Annotated in this window: 13 protein-coding genes; 3 read left to right on the top strand and 10 right to left on the bottom strand. The window is 53.0% G+C overall.

Going from position 1 to position 15,880, the window contains the following annotated elements:
• Positions 1-37: 37 nt before the first annotated feature.
• The 9 genes from ACO2Q8_RS12920 to ACO2Q8_RS12880 form a co-directional block, all read right to left on the bottom strand.
• Positions 38-607, bottom strand: coding sequence for a Uma2 family endonuclease (locus ACO2Q8_RS12920; RefSeq protein ID WP_423345231.1), 570 nt, complete (start codon positions 605-607; stop codon positions 38-40).
• Positions 608-640: 33 nt separating this feature from the next.
• Positions 641-2,140 (bottom strand): MBOAT family O-acyltransferase, encoded by a 1,500-nt coding sequence (locus ACO2Q8_RS12915; protein ID WP_423345230.1) that lies wholly within the window; start codon positions 2,138-2,140, stop codon positions 641-643.
• Between the two features lie 127 nt (positions 2,141-2,267).
• A complete protein-coding gene (locus ACO2Q8_RS12910) occupies positions 2,268-3,221 on the bottom strand; it encodes a glycosyltransferase family 2 protein (RefSeq protein WP_423345229.1) in 954 nt (317 codons plus the stop codon).
• 25 nt (positions 3,222-3,246) lie between these two features.
• A complete protein-coding gene (locus tag ACO2Q8_RS12905) occupies positions 3,247-4,215 on the bottom strand; it encodes a glycosyltransferase (RefSeq protein ID WP_423345228.1) in 969 nt (322 codons plus the stop codon).
• Between the two features lie 95 nt (positions 4,216-4,310).
• A complete protein-coding gene (locus ACO2Q8_RS12900) occupies positions 4,311-5,996 on the bottom strand; it encodes a hypothetical protein (protein WP_423345227.1) in 1,686 nt (561 codons plus the stop codon).
• Positions 5,997-6,030: 34 nt separating this feature from the next.
• Positions 6,031-7,470 carry a DUF6056 family protein gene (locus tag ACO2Q8_RS12895; protein WP_423345226.1) on the bottom strand — a complete coding sequence of 480 codons (1,440 nt, stop codon included), beginning with the start codon at positions 7,468-7,470 and terminating at the stop codon, positions 6,031-6,033.
• Positions 7,471-7,524: 54 nt separating this feature from the next.
• The gene (locus ACO2Q8_RS12890) at positions 7,525-8,424 is read right to left on the bottom strand and encodes a DMT family transporter (protein WP_423345225.1); all 900 of its coding nucleotides are present in this window, start codon (positions 8,422-8,424) and stop codon (positions 7,525-7,527) included.
• Positions 8,425-8,519: 95 nt separating this feature from the next.
• Entirely contained in the window at positions 8,520-9,596 is a 1,077-nt protein-coding gene (locus ACO2Q8_RS12885; protein WP_423345224.1) for an LptF/LptG family permease, read from the bottom strand.
• Positions 9,597-9,626: 30 nt separating this feature from the next.
• Entirely contained in the window at positions 9,627-10,280 is a 654-nt protein-coding gene (locus tag ACO2Q8_RS12880) for a metal-dependent transcriptional regulator (RefSeq protein WP_423345223.1), read from the bottom strand.
• 232 nt (positions 10,281-10,512) lie between these two features.
• Between ACO2Q8_RS12880 and ACO2Q8_RS12875 the strand changes: the two genes are divergently transcribed.
• From ACO2Q8_RS12875 to ACO2Q8_RS12865, 3 genes are all read left to right on the top strand, one after another.
• On the top strand, positions 10,513-11,826 hold the full coding sequence (locus ACO2Q8_RS12875; RefSeq protein ID WP_423345222.1) for an Nramp family divalent metal transporter: 1,314 nt from the start codon (positions 10,513-10,515) through the stop codon (positions 11,824-11,826).
• Positions 11,827-12,002: 176 nt separating this feature from the next.
• Complete coding sequence (locus ACO2Q8_RS12870) at positions 12,003-13,946, top strand: KUP/HAK/KT family potassium transporter (RefSeq protein WP_423345221.1); 1,944 nt, start codon at positions 12,003-12,005, stop codon at positions 13,944-13,946.
• A gap of 52 nt (positions 13,947-13,998) precedes the next feature.
• The gene (locus ACO2Q8_RS12865; protein WP_423345220.1) at positions 13,999-15,060 is read left to right on the top strand and encodes an NAD-dependent epimerase/dehydratase family protein; all 1,062 of its coding nucleotides are present in this window, start codon (positions 13,999-14,001) and stop codon (positions 15,058-15,060) included.
• A gap of 14 nt (positions 15,061-15,074) precedes the next feature.
• Here ACO2Q8_RS12865 and ACO2Q8_RS12860 read toward each other — a convergent pair whose 3' ends face one another.
• Positions 15,075-15,791: a TVP38/TMEM64 family protein gene (locus tag ACO2Q8_RS12860; RefSeq protein WP_423345219.1), complete on the bottom strand. Its 717-nt coding sequence runs from the start codon at positions 15,789-15,791 to the stop codon at positions 15,075-15,077.
• Positions 15,792-15,880: the final 89 nt, after the last annotated feature.

The raw sequence follows: 15,880 nt of genomic DNA, 5'->3' as shown, positions 1-15,880 counted from the left end.
CCAGATCGAGCGTAAACTCCGGCAGCACCTCCTCGCCCTACAACGTTTTGTCAAAACCGGTTATGATCTGAATCTCCCCGTTGGCCCGGAAGAGGTACGTGGTTTCGGTTCTCGGATCGATCAGCCAGGCCAGCCGACAGCCGTTGGCGATCCAGACGCCGGTCATTTTCGCTTTGGCGGTTTTCAACGAGTCGGTGGAGGAGACCAGTTCGATGACAAAATCTGGGCATACGGGCGGAAACTGCTCCTGTTCGCGCTCCGACAGCTCGTTCCAGCGGGCCGAACTCACCCAGGCCACGTCCGGCGAGCGCGTGCTGCCGTCGGGTAGATGAAATGCCGTTGACGAGTCAAAGACCCGACCCAATTTTTTCTGGCGGTTCCAGATTGTCACATCGGTCGTCAGCTCCGAATTGAGCGACCCGGTTTTTCCTCCTGTATTCGGCATAAGCACAATGCGGCCGTCGGGTTCGCGCTCGAAGCGGTAGTCGGCGTTGTCCTGACAGAATTGATAAAATTCTTCCTGCGTTTTGATCTGCCAAATCCGGAAGGAAAGCGGAGCCTTCTCGTCCTCGGTCGACGGGGCGGCAGGAATTGACAGGGTTTCCATGTTTTTCGCGTTGATTTAATCAAAAATAACGATTTAAAACTGAAAGTAGATAAACTGATTCGAGGTGAAAATCCCGAACAGGTACGATAGGAAGCAGATCAGCGCGAACAGGATGAAAAACAGGACGGTATTGCGCGTCGGGATGGTCAGGAAGAATTTTTCCTTCACGGCCAAAACCGCCACCAGCAACACGCAGAACCAGAGTTCAGTAGTATTAAACGGCGTGACGAGCGGTCCGTCGAAAGGCGAAAAGATAATTTTTTCGAGAATCGTGAAGGCGTTGGCGACCGGCGCTTTGTGGTTGCGGAAAAACACCCAGGTCAGCATGACCAGGATGAACGTTAGGATCAGTTGCAGCAACTGGTAGGCCTTGTTTTCTTCCGGAAACCGGATGCCCCAGCGGTCGAACGCCCGGTCGCGCCAGCCCGCCATGAGTTGGTAGGCCCCGTGCAAACCGCCCCAGATCACGTAGTTCCAACTCGCGCCGTGCCACAGTCCGCTGACCAGAAAAACGATGAACACGTTCAGGTACCGCCGGGATTGACTCACCCGGTTTCCGCCCAGCGGAATGTAGAGGTAATCGCGAAACCAGGTGGAGAGCGAGATGTGCCAGCGTCGCCAGAACTCGGTGATGGAACGGGCAAAATAGGGCGTTTTGAAGTTTTCCATCAACGTGAAGCCCATCGACCGGGCCGCGCCGATGGCAATGTCGGAATACCCGGAAAAGTCGCAGTAAATCTGGATGCTGAAAGCCACCGTTGCCACCAGCAGCGTCAGGCCATTGTGTTCGGTCGGATTGGCGTAGGCATGACTAACGATTTCGGCCATGCGGTCGGCAATGACTACTTTCTTGAAAAAACCGAAGGCCATCCGCATCAACCCGGCTTTCAGGTTTTCGAAATCGAAGTGAAAATACGTGTGGAACTGGTGCAAAACGTTCTGCGGTCGTTCGATCGGACCGGCCACCAGTTGCGGGTAAAACATTACATACAGCGCATAAATCCCGAAATGCCGCTCGGCTTTCTGGTTGCCGCGATACACTTCGATGGTGTAACTCATGGCCTGAAAGGTGTGAAACGACAAACCGATGGGCAGAATGGAATCGACAATGCTGAACGAGGTGGTGCTCGGTTGTCCGAAGAGCAGCAGTACTTTGTTGAGCAGGCTGATAGCTTTTCGGTTAACAAGCTGAGCGGGGCCGTCGAGGTTCGCGTGTTCGAGCAGCCAGACGACACTATCCGTAAAAAATCCAAAATACTTGAAGAATGCCAGAATGCCAATGTTGGAAATCAAACTGACGATCAGCAGCCATTTTCGCGACGCGCCCGGTTTGGTTCGCTCTAGCCAGATCCCGGCGTAGTAGTCGATCACGATGGTCAGGAACAGGATTAGAATATACGCCGGTTTGAAGACCATGTAGAAGTAACAACTGGCGACCAACAGCAGAGCCCAACGGCCGCGCCAGGGCAGGCTGTAGTACGCCAGCGTTACGACGACAAAAAACAATACGAACTGGAGCGAATTAAAGAGCATCCCTTTTTTCAGTTAAGAGTTAAGTGTGATGAGTTAAGAGTTGGCTGACGCATTCTAATTCAATAGTGGCAGAGCAACCGCCGGGCGGCCCCGTCTTAACTCATCACTCTTAACTCTTAATTCTTAACTACGACTGTCGTTCTTTTTTTCGGATGATTTCCCGGACGATGTAGAGCGGGCGGCCTTTGCTTTGGAAGAAAATCCGCAGCACGTATTCTCCGATCAGACCCAGGCCAATGAGCTGAATACCCCCGAACAGAATAATGGTAAATAGCAAAGCCGTGAAGCCTTCCGGAACGCCCCCGAAGAAGTATTTCTTGATCAGCGTCTGGATAAAATACAAAACCGCAATGCCGATGGACATCATACCGAGGTTCGTCACGAACTTGATCGGAAACTCGCTGAAGTTGAAAATCCCATTGTAGGCCAGTCGGCGCAGCATTTTGAACGTGTATTTGGCCTCACCCGCCACCCGGGCATCGCGCTCGTATTCGACGCCGATCTGTTTGAAGCCAATCCAGCTTCGCATCCCGCGAATAAACCGGCTTTCTTCCGGCATCTGGTTCAGGACATTGGCCACCCGGCGGCTGACGAGCGAAAAATCTCCGCTGTCGAGCGGAATATCGACGTACGAAATGGATTTCATGAAGCGATAAAACAGGAAATAGGCGGTTTTCTTGAAAAAGCCTTCTTTCCGTTTTTTCCGGACGGCATACACCACATCATAACCTTCCTGAAATTTCGCGTAAAACTCACCCAGTAGTTCGGGCGGGTCCTGCAAATCACCATCGATGATAAAGAGGGCTTCGGTACCTTTGGCGGCTGCCATCCCGGCCGTCAGGGCAATCTGGTGGCCGTAGTTCCGGGCCAGAAACACGCAGTGGTAGCGGTCGTCGGTCAGGGCCAGTTGTTGCATGAGTTGGGCCGTGTTATCGCGGCTACCGTCGTCGATCAGCACCACTTCAATTGATAATGCCGAACTATCCATCAGGGCATTGAGCCGCGAAACAAGGTGTGGAAACGACTCCCGCTCGTTGTAAAGCGGGGCGACTATCGAAATCTGTGGATCGGATGATTGCATTTCAGTACTGGGTTACGTTTCGGAGTCAATACACGCGCTCTACCCGCTCCACAAAGTCCCCGTATTGTTTTGCCGGAATAAAGTGCGACTGCGTTCGGTAGGTCAGCACGATGAAAACCAGCAGGAGTGAGATTAAAAAAGCCTGAAGAATGACGATAAACAGGGAGAAAACCACGTAACTGGCCCAGCCTGGAATCATCCACTGGTCAGTAAAACGCAGCAGCACGACAAATGTAATGGCTACCGAGGAAATGGCTGCCGTAATGATGCAGAACAGAAAAATCCGAACCGCCGTAGCTTCCATCAGCACCGAGATGGCACTCAGCCCGTGCAGAATCAGCGACACGAAATTCATCTTCGACTCCCCCGCCAGCCGCGTCCCGCGCTCAATCGGAATCGAGCGGTAGGGAAGTCTCGAGCGAATGACCCCGCCGGGGTAGTTATTCCAGATTTCGGAGACATTGACCAACTTACGTAGCAACGTGGGCGGTATCACACTGAAATTCCCAAACGTAATGGCCTTACCCGTCAGGATTTTAAAAACCGTCTTGTAAATCAGATAGAAGGTCTTGAACAACTGACTCTCACTCCGCTTCGCCCGGTGCGCAAAAACAATCTGACCCGGTTTTTCCAGCGAAGCTTTCAGCAACCGGGGGATATCCTGTGGCTGATCTTCGCCATCGGAATCCATCACAATTGTCGTATATACATCCGGTTGCGCGGCCAGGTACGACAGCCCCAGCGCAATAGCTTTCTGATGACCTACATTTCGCCACAGCCGAAGAATCGACAATGAGCAGCCGGTATCCATCGGTAGCCGGTCGTAATTAGTCACCGAACAATCATCAACAATCAAAAAATGAACGTATTGCCGAATAGCGAAATCAACGGTTTCGCGGATTTTTTCCAGGAGCAGGCCCAGTGCCTCCCAATCGTTGAAGAGCGGAATAACAATGTATATTCTTTCAGGAGGTGCGGTAGCGTGGTCGGTCAACGTACAATCAAGTTATGAATGAAATACGGCGCAACAAAAATAGGAGATTATCCTACACTTGCGACATTTCCTACTTTGCACTTTATCCGGAAGACTTATTGAACGGTTACAAACCGATCTGTGTACCGGATGGTCGTAGGGCCATCGTCGGGAACCTCCAGCACACCCAACCGATACTGTCCGGGTTGCAGCATCGATTTGGGTAGGGACGACCGGAAACCGGCCGTAACGGCCAGCGGATTACGCCTGGAAGGGCGTCTTTTCTGACCCGTCCAGACGTACGTGCGGTTTTTCGATTTTAGAATGAGGAAGACGGTTCCGGCGTAATTCGGCGGATAGGCCGCATCCTGACTATCGACCGAGATAAAGCCTCCGGCCTCCGACACGGCCCAGTCGGGTTTGATGATTGTGCCTGAAACAGGCTCGAACAGCCGCTGCTCATCCTCCGAAAGACTGGGCCGGGGCAGTTCATACCAGCCCCGGTTTTTCATCAGATCGATGTTCATCGCGATAAAATCACCCAACTTTGAGTTATACGTACCGCCCAAACCGGTTTGATTGTAGTGTTGATCGAAGATTTTAGCCCGGTTCATATTCAGGTTATCCACGGCAATCGGTATCCCGAATACATAGGACAACCCGGCAATAGCCATCGCCGGAAGCAGAAAAACCGGCACTAACCTTTCTCGTCTGTTACCAGCGGCTGACCGGCTTCCGATAAAAATCAGGTACGTAATCGAAATCAACACCATGGCGTAGGCCCGGTACGATCCCCAGACCATCATCCCGAAGCCAAACCGGGTGCGAAATAGCGCCACAATGCCTGCGTTACAGATCAGAAACACCAGACATCCCAGGAAAAAAGCATTCCAATGGGTCGGCGGCTGGTTAGTTGTCCGGAACAACACCTGAAAGCTCCACACCGCCAGAAAACCGACCATTACGATCCCGGCAACAAACGGGAATATACTGCGCCAGGCAAGAGGCCATTGGGGCACCAGATCGAAGAAGCTCCCGATAAAAACAAAAAAGCCGCTGATAATCTGTAAGAAATGCTCCGCCAGAAACGCAAACCCTTCCTGGTTGCCCTGCTGCACCGGATAGCCGTAAAAGTACAGGTAGATTGCCAGCGCCATCAACCCCAGCCAGCCACCCAGCCGCAACCACTGCCGCTGATAGAACAGCACTACCGCACCTGCAGCCCATACCAGCATACCGTTACCCATACTGAACGTTGTCAGAAAAGCCAGTAAAATGGCCAGCCCAAACGACGAGGGAGCATTTTTGGCCAGTTGGTAGATCGACAGAAATACCAGCATGATGATGGCCAGGTATTGCAGGGTAAAGAGGGCTGTAAAGGTCAGAAGCTGGTTTTGGGCATTGAACAGCAGAAACGGCACCGGCAACAGGTACCAGGCAGGCAACCCGGCCCGGCGCAGGCTCTGGTAAAAGAGCGCCAGCACGACCAGAAAGGACGCATTCCCGATGAACATCAACGCCTTGAAGTTGATAGTGCCCGTCAGCAGGTAGTAGCCCCAGACCACCAGCCGGGCGTAAAGCACCCGGTGTTCGTTGTTGGGTCGCAGAAGTGCTTCGGCCTTGTCCCGCCAGCCTGGCAGATCCAAAAACCGTTGGAGAAAGTACGGAATGCTTTCAAAATCATCAAACCAGGGGACATTGGCACTATACCGAAAAAAGAATACCGCAAACGCCAGCAGGGGCACTAGAAACAGAAGGCCCGCAATTACCGGTCTGGCAAGCAGCGAAGAGACTTTTTCCATACGATCGTTAAAACACCCTGTTTTCAAATACGCTTTACCGGGCCTGGGTCCTAACCGAATCGGCCCGCAGTTGTACAGCTTTTTTGTGATAGTAGCTTGCCCAGTATTTATTCCAGAAACCGTCGGTATGGGGGTCCAGATCACCCAGAAACAACGAAACCGGACGTACCGGCAGCGGAGCCAGCGTAACGGTATCACGCGTACTGCGGCCCATTTCGGCAACCCTTTCGTCGATTGCATCATGAAACTCCTTTGCCCGCCCAGACCGCAGATCGTCGTAGGCCATGCGCAAATTCGTGTTTCGGACCGTTGTGTAGCCCAGCGCCAGCGTAACCAGCGCGACCACCGGCCACCGATAACGACTCAGAACCGACACGACGCCTACCTTTTGCCGGAATACCCGAACCCAAATGGTCAGGTTGTAAAACCAGCCGACAATCAGGACCAGGTTAATGGCGTTGAGCAAACGAGCCACCGGCTGAACCCCAACGGCCCAGAAATGCAACAGCGTCAGCACAAACAGCAACCCAACATAGGGTATCAGCGCCAGAATCGGATGTACCTCAAAATACCGCCGGGTCGGGTTACGGCTGTCGGTCAGTCGGTACGCAATGGGCAGAAAAAGCAGGGATAGTGGCAGTAGCGGAGACTGAAATAGCTGCTTCGGAAAATACGACAGGCTATACTTAAGGGTCTCCGTCACCGAAAAGACCAGATCCTGACTTTTGCTGTTTCCGCCCATGCGCACGGCATTGCCGGGTGCCTGAATCAGGAAAAAACAGCAAATACCGGCTATGGCAAATAATACCAGCATAGAAGCCGGGAGTTTTCGCCGGTAAATGAGCAGGGCCATCAAGATCGTTCCGAGCAGGGCCATCGCCATAATCATACTGGTTTCGCTGGACCCGATGATCACAGCCACCAGCAGGGATTCGATCAACAACAACGGCCCGTTGAGCCGAAACTGAAGCTGATCGTGCGCCATTAAGGCATCGATCAAGAACAAAAAGCACACGCAGGAAACCGAGTAACAGGCCAGACCCGCGTACCAGTAGAAAAACTCCGGAATCGAAACCAGTTGCGAGATAAACAGGAATGTGCCCGCCGAAGCGGCAACGATTTGTTCCGCGAGAGACAGTACAAACCGGGTTAAGCGACGAATAACCGCATAGAACCCTAGCCAGAGCACAATCAGCAACAGAATTGGAAAGAGCGTGTATGCATCGTACCACTCCCAGACCAAGGGTCCGGTATGGACCATCAGGTTGTGAAAATAGCGACCCGTCCAGCCGTCGTAATAAAACTTTTGGGCCGCCCAGACCCCATATTTCCGGGCTGTGTCGGCAAACGGATAGTCATCTACCGGTGAAGGCTGGTTGTAAAAAGCCAGTGCGATCAACGGAAGAGCTACCAGCAGAAAACAGCCCAAAAGCAGCAAAAAAACAAAACGGTCGGGTGTAATTCGTTTATTCATCCGTTTGGATACTTGTTACAAATTCTGCGGTGGGTATTTCGTACCGTATGATGCTCAGACCGAATACGATTTATCCTGTTTCCGACTCCATACCGGATAAGCCAGCACGGCTACCAGAATAACCAGCGTACCGATGTAAAAACCGGTGGTCATCCGCTCGCGGTCACCGAAAAACAGCCAGGCCAGCATAATCCCGTAAACCGGCTCGAGATTAACCGTCAGATTGATGGCAAAAGCCGAAAATTTACGCATCAGCACCACAGCCGCTGAATAGGCATACACCGTGCAGACCAACGCCAGAATGGAGATCCAGATCCAGTCGGTAGGCTGGGGCCATAAAGCCTGCGGCTTTTCCAAACCAAGCGCCAAATATAGGCCTAGAAACACCAGTGAACCACCAAACGCTCCGCACATTTCGTAAAAGGTTATGGTCAGGGCCGAATACCGCCGGGTAAACCGACTGTTGATGATCGTGAAAACGGCCGCCAGCATGGCCGAAAAAACCGCCATTAGCAAGCCCACGGCCCGGTCGAGTTCAAAGCGGAAAATTAGGTATAAACCAGCCATGACGACCAGCCCCAGCGTCACCTCGACCAGCCGCAGTCGCCGTCGGAAGAAAAGAGGTTCCAGCAAACTCGTCCATAACGAACCGGTGGCCATTCCGGCCAGACAGACCGACGCGTTGGCGACCCGGGCAGCTCCGAAAAACAACGCCCAGTGCAACGCAATGACCAGGCCCGTTGCCAGCAGTTTCAGCCGGTCGGCCGGTGCGATCGCAACCATCTTTTTCTGAACCATCAGCACCACAGCCAGACCGAGCGCGGCCAGCAACGTCCGGTAAGCCACCAGCGTCAGCGCTGAGACGGAAATCAATAGCCCCAGGATGGCCGTAAAGCCCCAGATCAGGACCAGAAAATGCAGGTGCAGGTAATCGGCGGTGGTGGTTTTTTGCATGGGGCAAAGGGCATGGGGTTCGGGGCAGAAGGCATGGGGCAGAGGGTTTGGGGACTTATTTTCCCTATGCCCTTTACCCCATGCCCTCTGCCCATTTAGCGCGGAATGGTGTGATACAACAACACCCCAATAGCGGTGAAAATGATATTCGGCAGCCAGACAGCCACGATCGGGTCCAGGTTGCCGGACTCGGCAATCCCTTTGGCCAGCATGAAAAAGAGCAGGTAGACAAACGCCAGAATGAAGCCCAGCGCCACCTGCCAACCTACCCCCCTTCGACTTTTCCGGGCTGACATAATGACGCCGATCGCTGTCAGAATGATGATGGCAAAGGGGCGCGTTTGCCGGGAATATTTTTCGAGCAAATACGTTTCGACCCCATCGGCCCCCCGGCTCATGAGCAGGTTGATGTAATTGTCGAGTTCGGGAAAGGTAAACGTCTCATACAGGCTAAAATCGCTGTCGAAATCCGATGGGTACAGGTTCAGCAGGGTATCGATCTTTTCCCCGTGGGTGAGCGTTTCTTCCAGGCCATTGATTTTCCGGACCGAATAATCATACACCGTCCACTTTTTCTTGGCGGGACTCCATTCGATGCGATCGCTCGCCAGTTTTTGCAGCAGTTGGTTACCTTTCACCTCTTCCAGCGTAAATTTGTAGCCGGTATTGCTCTGGTTGTTATAGCTTTCGAGGTAAGCGTAGACATTCGGCGCTACTTTGATGTGAATGTTATGGCCGGAGTAGGTGTACGGATCTTTTGTGTATTTCAGTTCGAACGCAATCCGGGTCTGGTTGGCTTTCGGCACCACCCAGCCCACCAGAAAATACGTCGCCACCCCCAGAATCAGCGCACCGAGCGCGTAGGGCACCATCAACCGCACAAAACTGATGCCGCTGCTCAGCATGGCAATAATCTCCGATTTGGCCGCCAGCCGCGACGTCATAAAAACCGTCGCGATGAATACCATCAGCGGACTGATGTAATTGGCCCAGTACGGAATAAAATTGAGGTAATAGTCGAAAAGGATTTTGTCGGCCGGGGCGTTGTGCTTGTAAAAGTCGTCCACTTTCTCCGTGTAATCGACCACACAGACCACCAGTACGATGACCATGACGACAAAGAAATACGTCAGCAGAAAGCGTTTTAAGATATACCAATCGAGAAGTTTCATGAAAGCGGTGTACAGTCGCTCGCTCCGGTTTCAGTTCACCAGGAGATTGCGGGCTACTTCGTTACTGACAAACAACGTTTTTTCGTGATTGATCTGTACAGAAACCGATTTATCAAACGCGTTGACATCCTGCACCCGGACACGACAGCCGAGGTTCAGACCCGTTTTATCGAGGTGTTGCAGAAATTCCGGTGAGTGTTCTAGCACCCCCATCACCTGCACCTCCGTACCCACCGAAACCTCCGACAGTTTGGCATACTCGATGGTCGGCATGTGCCCGGCCGGACTCGGAATCGGGTCACCGTGGGGGTCGAATTGCGGATACCCCAGAAAAGCATCAAGCTTTTCTACGAGTTCTTCGGAACGAATATGTTCGAGCTCCTCGGCCATTTCGTGGACCTCATCCCAGCCGAAACCCAACTTTTCAGCCAGAAAAACCTCCCAGATCCGGTGTCGCCGAATCACTTTCAGGGCCACTCGTTCGCCTTCTTCCGTCAGCCGGACGCCCTGGTATTTTTTATAGTGAATCAACTGTTTGTCGGCCAGTTTTCGCAGCATATCCGATACGGAGGCCGCTTTCGTAGCCGTCATTTCGGCCAGCGAATTGGTCGTCACCTCCCCCTCCTGACGCGTTGCCAGGTAGTAAATGGTCTTTAAATAATTTTCTTCCGTGAATGAATGCATAGGCACAGGGCGGCTTCGGTCCGTCCAATACTACTTCTGACAACGAACGGTACCGGATCGTGGCAACCCGCCAATTGTACTACACACAAATTTAGTTTTTTCTTGCGGTTCAAAAAATTTTTAGACTAGCCTAAATTTTTATTTAGAAACATTTGATATATTTGTTGCGTTACTAGGAATACAGAATCAATAGCGGTCTAAGGCTATGGTCAGAAAGAAAAATACAACCACGATGGCACCGGGATGGAAGTTGGAAAATGAGGTAAACTCGTTGCCGGAAGTGCACGGCAGCATTCCTGTACCCGAAACCGGCTCTTTTTTTAAACGGCTACTGGCTTTTGCCGGACCAGGGCTGATGGTAGCGGTGGGCTACATGGACCCCGGCAACTGGGCGACCGACATCGCCGGGGGTTCGCGGTTTGGTTACACCCTGCTATCCGTTATTTTGATTTCGAACCTCTTCGCGATGCTCCTGCAACATCTGTCGCTCAAGCTGGGCATTGCTACCGGCCGGGATCTGGCCCAGGCCTGCCGCGACCACTACAGCCGCCCGGTGGCCGTAGCCTTGTGGGTGTTGTGCGAAATTGCCATTGCAGCCTGTGATCTGGCCGAAGTAATCGGTTCGGCGCTGGCGCTGAATCTGCTGTTTGGGATTCCGCTGGCCGTCGGGGTTTGTATTACGGCGCTGGATGTGCTGCTGCTGCTCTACCTTCAACACAAGGGATTCCGCTGGCTGGAAAGCATTGTTGCCGCTCTGATTTTCGTGATTCTGCTTTGTTTTGCCTACGAAATTATCCTGGCCCGGCCCGAAGTTTCGGCGGTTTTGGGCGGACTGATTCCGCAAAAAGAAATCGTCACCAATCCGGGGATGCTGTACATCGCCATCGGGATTCTGGGCGCTACCGTAATGCCGCATAACCTGTACCTACATTCGAGCATCGTACAAACCCGGAATTTTTCCCGCACCGAAACCGGTCGCCGAAACGCCATTCGGTTTGCTACGATCGATTCTACGGTATCCCTTTTCCTGGCCTTTTTTATCAATGCTGCGATTCTGATCCTCTCGGCTGCGGCTTTCCACACGTCCGGGAACCATGACGTAGCCGACATCACCGATGCTCACCGCCTGCTTGATCCGATCCTGGGTGCCACGGCCGCCAGCATTATTTTTGCCATCGCACTCCTGGCATCGGGGCAGAATTCAACCCTGACCGGCACCCTCGCGGGCCAGATCGTGATGGAGGGATTTTTGAAAATCCGGCTGAAACCCTGGCTGCGTCGGCTCATCACCCGCCTGATTGCCATCGTTCCTGCCCTGGTAGTCACCATCCTATACGGCGAACGCGGAACCTCCGAGCTGCTGGTTTTCAGTCAGGTAGTGCTTTCTGTCCAGCTTAGCTTTGCCGTTGTACCCCTGGTTTTGTTCACCAGCAACCGGGCAAAAATGGGCAGCTTCGTGAACCCCCGCTGGCTGACCATCACTAGTTGGGCTGTTGCTGCCCTGATTATTATTCTTAATGTCTATTTATTGGCCGGAGCATTTTAAGTATCCGGCATAATACCAGGATTAACCGTTATAAAAACCGAAAAAAGAATCTGCCCGGGGCTTTGCGAGAGACAACCCGCCTTTTTCCTACCCGCTTTTCTCCATTCTCCTTTTTTCCCCTTATCTTTGCCCGGATTTCACCAGCCGTTTCTGTTAAAGGACGGCCTTTGTTGTCTATGGAAGATAAAAAACACCTGGACAAAGTAACCGCAGCCGGGCTGCTGGTTGCTCTAGGTATTATCTACGGCGATATAGGTACTTCTCCCCTCTACGTTCTACGGGCTGTAGTGGGTGTCGAACAGCCCATTCAGGAAGATATTGTTAGGGGTGCGCTCTCCTGCATTTTCTGGACCATTACCTTACAGACCACTATTAAATATGTCATTTTGATCTTGCGGGCCGACAACCGGGGTGAAGGCGGTATTTTCGCCCTTTACGCGCTGGTTCGGCGGCACGCTCCCTGGCTGACCATTCCCGCCATTGTTGGCGGTAGCTCGCTGCTGGCCGACAGCATTATTACGCCCCCTATCTCCGTTTCATCGGCCATTGAAGGGCTTCGCATTATTTACCCAGATATTCCCACGGTTCCGATTGTGATCGGCATTTTGGCCTTTCTGTTTCTGATCCAGACCTTTGGCACCAGCGTGGTCGGTACGGCATTCGGCCCCGTCATGTTGCTCTGGTTCACGATGCTGGGTACGCTGGGAATCCTGAAAATTGTGGATGATGTATCGATCCTTCAGGCTATCAATCCCCTGTACGCCTATCATTTTCTGAACGATTACCCCGGCGCTTTCTGGCTGCTGGGAGCCATATTCCTGTCGACCACCGGCGCCGAAGCTCTCTATGCCGACATGGGCCACTGTGGTCGGGGCAACATCCGGGTTAGCTGGGGCTTTGTCAAAAGCTGTCTGCTACTCAACTACTTTGGTCAGGGGGCATTTGTAGAAAGCCTGGCCGGGCAACCCCTCGGCGACCGGAACCCGTTTTACGGGTTGATGCCGGAATGGTTTCTGTTTGCCGGAATCGTCATCGCCACAGCCGCCACCGTGATTGCCAGCCAGGCCATGATTACGGGGGCCTTTACGCTCATCAGCGAAGCCATCCGGCTGAACTTCTGGCCGAAAGTCCGGTTGCGCTACCCGACCAATAAAAAAGGACAGTTATATGTTCCGAGCATCAACTGGCTGTTGTTCATGGGCTGTATCGGAGTGGTGTTGTATTTTCAGGAATCGTCCCGCATGGAGGCTGCGTATGGGCTGGCCATCACGCTCACGATGCTCATGAGCACGATTCTGTTCAGTTACTACATGTATTCGCACAAATACAACGCCTGGTTTGTGCTGTTTTTTCTGTCGTTTTACCTGTTTCTGGAAGGCTGCTTCCTGGTTGCCAACCTGGCTAAATTCGTACACGGCGGCTGGGTGTCAACCCTGATTGCGGGTGTGATGGCGGCTGTAATGATTATCTGGCTCAGCGCCAGCAAAATCAAACTCCGGCTGACCGAATACGTCAAACTGGATCAATATATCCAACCGCTGAAGGAGTTGAGCCGCGACATCAGCATTCCGAAATACGCCACGCACCTGGTGTTCATGAGCAACGCAGCGCGCGCGGCCGAAATCGAGTCGAAGATTATTTACTCCATTTTTCAGAAACGGCCCAAACGGGCGGATATTTACTGGTTTATCCACGTCGATACAACCGACGATCCGTATACGATGGAATACAAAGTGAATACCATTGCCCCCGACGACGTTTACAAGGTTACCTTCCGACTCGGTTTCCGGATTGAGCAGCGGATCAATCTGTTTTTCCGGCGGGTAATCGAAGACCTGGTGAAAAACAAAGAGGTGGATATCACCAGCCGGTATGAGTCGCTCAGCCGCCAGAACGTGATTGGGGATTTCCGGTTTGTGGTTTTGGAGAAATTTCTTTCCTACGAAAACGACCTTCCCTTCCGCGAGCGAATCGTGATGGATTTATATTTCTTTATCAAGGGCTTTACGACACCCGAAGACCGCTGGTTTGGCCTCGACAGCAGCGCCGTGAAAATCGAGAAAGTGCCGCTGGTGATCCGGCCGGTCGAGAATGTCAAACTCAAACGCATCAACGCTTAAATTCCGTACCGTTCTGCATCGGCAGAACCCGTATCAATTAACGCTTATCTGAATGAAAATACTGATCACCGGTGGAGCCGGATTCGTGGGGTCTTCCCTGGCTTTATCACTCAAAACGAGCTATCCCCAGTACGAAATTTACGTGCTCGACAACCTCAAGCGAAAAGGCTCCGAACTGAATGTGGCCCGACTGACGAAAGCCGGGATTCAGTTTGTCCACGGCGACATCCGAAATAAGGAAGATTTCGACCCCATTCCGCCCGTCGATGCGCTGATTGAAGCCTCCGCCGAACCCTCGGTGCTGGCCGGTTTGACCGGAACGCCCGACTACCTCATCAACACGAACCTGTTCGGAACCGTCAACTGCCTGAATTTTGCGCTGAAATCAAAGGCTAACGTCATCTTCCTGTCGACCAGCCGGGTGTACCCCATCAAAACCATTGAAACGCTGAATTTCGAGGAAAGCGACACCCGGTTTGTGCTCACCGACGACCAACCCGTGCCGGGCGTTTCGTCGAAAGGCATCGCCGAAAATTTCCCGCTCGACGGTGCCCGTTCACTCTACGGCACCACCAAACTGGCGTCCGAATTGATCATTCAGGAATACCAGGAGTTTTTTGGCCTGAAAACCGTCATCAACCGCTGCGGGGTGATTACCGGCCCGTGGCAGATGGGCAAGGTCGACCAGGGTGTGATGGTACTCTGGATTGCCAAACACTACTTCGAACAGCAACTGGCGTATATCGGCTACGGCGGAACCGGCAAACAAACCCGCGACATGCTGCACATCGCCGACCTCTACCGGCTGATCGACTGGGAGTTGCACCACATCGATCAGGTCAACGGCGAAATCCTGAACGCGGGCGGGGGCGTCGAAAGCAGTGCCTCGCTGCAGGAATTGACCAAGATTTGTCAGGAAATAACCGGCAAGACCATCCCGATCAGCCAGGTAACCGAAAACCGGGCCGCCGACATCCGGCTTTACGTAACCGACAACTCGAAAGTGACCAAACTGACCGGCTGGAAACCCGAACTGGGCATCAAAGAGATCGTGACCGACATTACGCAGTGGCTCGACGAAAACCGGACGGCTCTGGAGCCGATTCTGAAGTAAGCAGGAAGGGCGGGTCAGTGATCCGCCTTTTTCTTTTTCCGCTGGTACAGGTAGTAAACGAGGAAGAGCAGCACGCTGATGGCCGTCATCCAGATCAGTCCCTGCTTCAGCCGCTGCGTGTTTTCGCCGAAATAGCCGATGGCCAGCACCAATGGAAAAACGCCCAAAACCGTCGCGCCGATAAACCGCAGAAAACCGATCCGCGAAATACCGCCGATCAGGCTGACCGCATCGCCGGAAATAAACGGCGACGCCCGCGCAAACACCACGGCCCAAAAACCGTATCGTTCCATCCAGGCTTCTACCTTTTCTTCGGTTTTGTCGCCCACCAGCTTCCGAACGGCCACATCCCCCACGTATTTCCCAACCACATAACCGACGGAAGCGGCAATTGCCGAAGCTGCCAGCGACAAAACCGTTCCCCACACCGGTCCGTAGGCCAGCACCGAAACCACCATCAGGCCCCACGACGGAATGACGACAAGAAAAATCTGCGCAATCATCGCCACGATCAGCAACAACGGTCCGCGCCAGCCGAATGGCTCAACCCACTGCGTGATGCGCTGCTCGTCGTCGCTGGAGAGCACCTCGAACGCTTCGTGCAAAAACTGCCGGAAAGCAGGCGCCACGGCGTAGGCCACACCCAGCGACAAAACCAGCAAACCCGTAACGGCCAAAGGCAGGTGTTGTAACCAGGACGAAGCAGCAGTTGAAGGTCTGGATGGCGGCATTTCTTGGAGTTCTTTTACTTACCAACCCCGTAAAACCGGCTTGGTTCATTGTGAAGTAAAAAACATAGGGTAGCCTTGCAAAAACCGGC

Origin of the sequence: Larkinella sp. VNQ87 (genome assembly GCF_049445795.1) — a bacterium.
GTDB lineage: Bacteria > Bacteroidota > Bacteroidia > Cytophagales > Spirosomataceae > Larkinella.
Note: the sequence above shows the minus strand (reverse complement) of the source record. Positions and strands in the feature narration are given on the sequence as shown.

Bases quoted from the DNA above. Each gene is read 5' to 3' on its own strand.
- ACO2Q8_RS12860 (WP_423345219.1), bottom strand. From the start codon at position 15,791: ATGCCGCCATCCAGACCTTCAACTGCTGCTTCGTCCTGGTTACAACAC.
- ACO2Q8_RS12880 (WP_423345223.1), bottom strand. From the start codon at position 10,280: ATGCATTCATTCACGGAAGAAAATTATTTAAAGACCATTTACTACCTG.
- ACO2Q8_RS12890 (WP_423345225.1), bottom strand. From the start codon at position 8,424: ATGCAAAAAACCACCACCGCCGATTACCTGCACCTGCATTTTCTGGTC.
- ACO2Q8_RS12885 (WP_423345224.1), bottom strand. From the start codon at position 9,596: ATGAAACTTCTCGATTGGTATATCTTAAAACGCTTTCTGCTGACGTAT.
- ACO2Q8_RS12895 (WP_423345226.1), bottom strand. From the start codon at position 7,470: ATGAATAAACGAATTACACCCGACCGTTTTGTTTTTTTGCTGCTTTTG.
- ACO2Q8_RS12875 (WP_423345222.1), top strand. From the start codon at position 10,513: ATGGCACCGGGATGGAAGTTGGAAAATGAGGTAAACTCGTTGCCGGAA.
- ACO2Q8_RS12920 (WP_423345231.1), bottom strand. From the start codon at position 607: ATGGAAACCCTGTCAATTCCTGCCGCCCCGTCGACCGAGGACGAGAAG.
- ACO2Q8_RS12915 (WP_423345230.1), bottom strand. From the start codon at position 2,140: ATGCTCTTTAATTCGCTCCAGTTCGTATTGTTTTTTGTCGTCGTAACG.
- ACO2Q8_RS12865 (WP_423345220.1), top strand. From the start codon at position 13,999: ATGAAAATACTGATCACCGGTGGAGCCGGATTCGTGGGGTCTTCCCTG.
- ACO2Q8_RS12910 (WP_423345229.1), bottom strand. From the start codon at position 3,221: ATGCAATCATCCGATCCACAGATTTCGATAGTCGCCCCGCTTTACAAC.
- ACO2Q8_RS12900 (WP_423345227.1), bottom strand. From the start codon at position 5,996: ATGGAAAAAGTCTCTTCGCTGCTTGCCAGACCGGTAATTGCGGGCCTT.
- ACO2Q8_RS12870 (WP_423345221.1), top strand. From the start codon at position 12,003: ATGGAAGATAAAAAACACCTGGACAAAGTAACCGCAGCCGGGCTGCTG.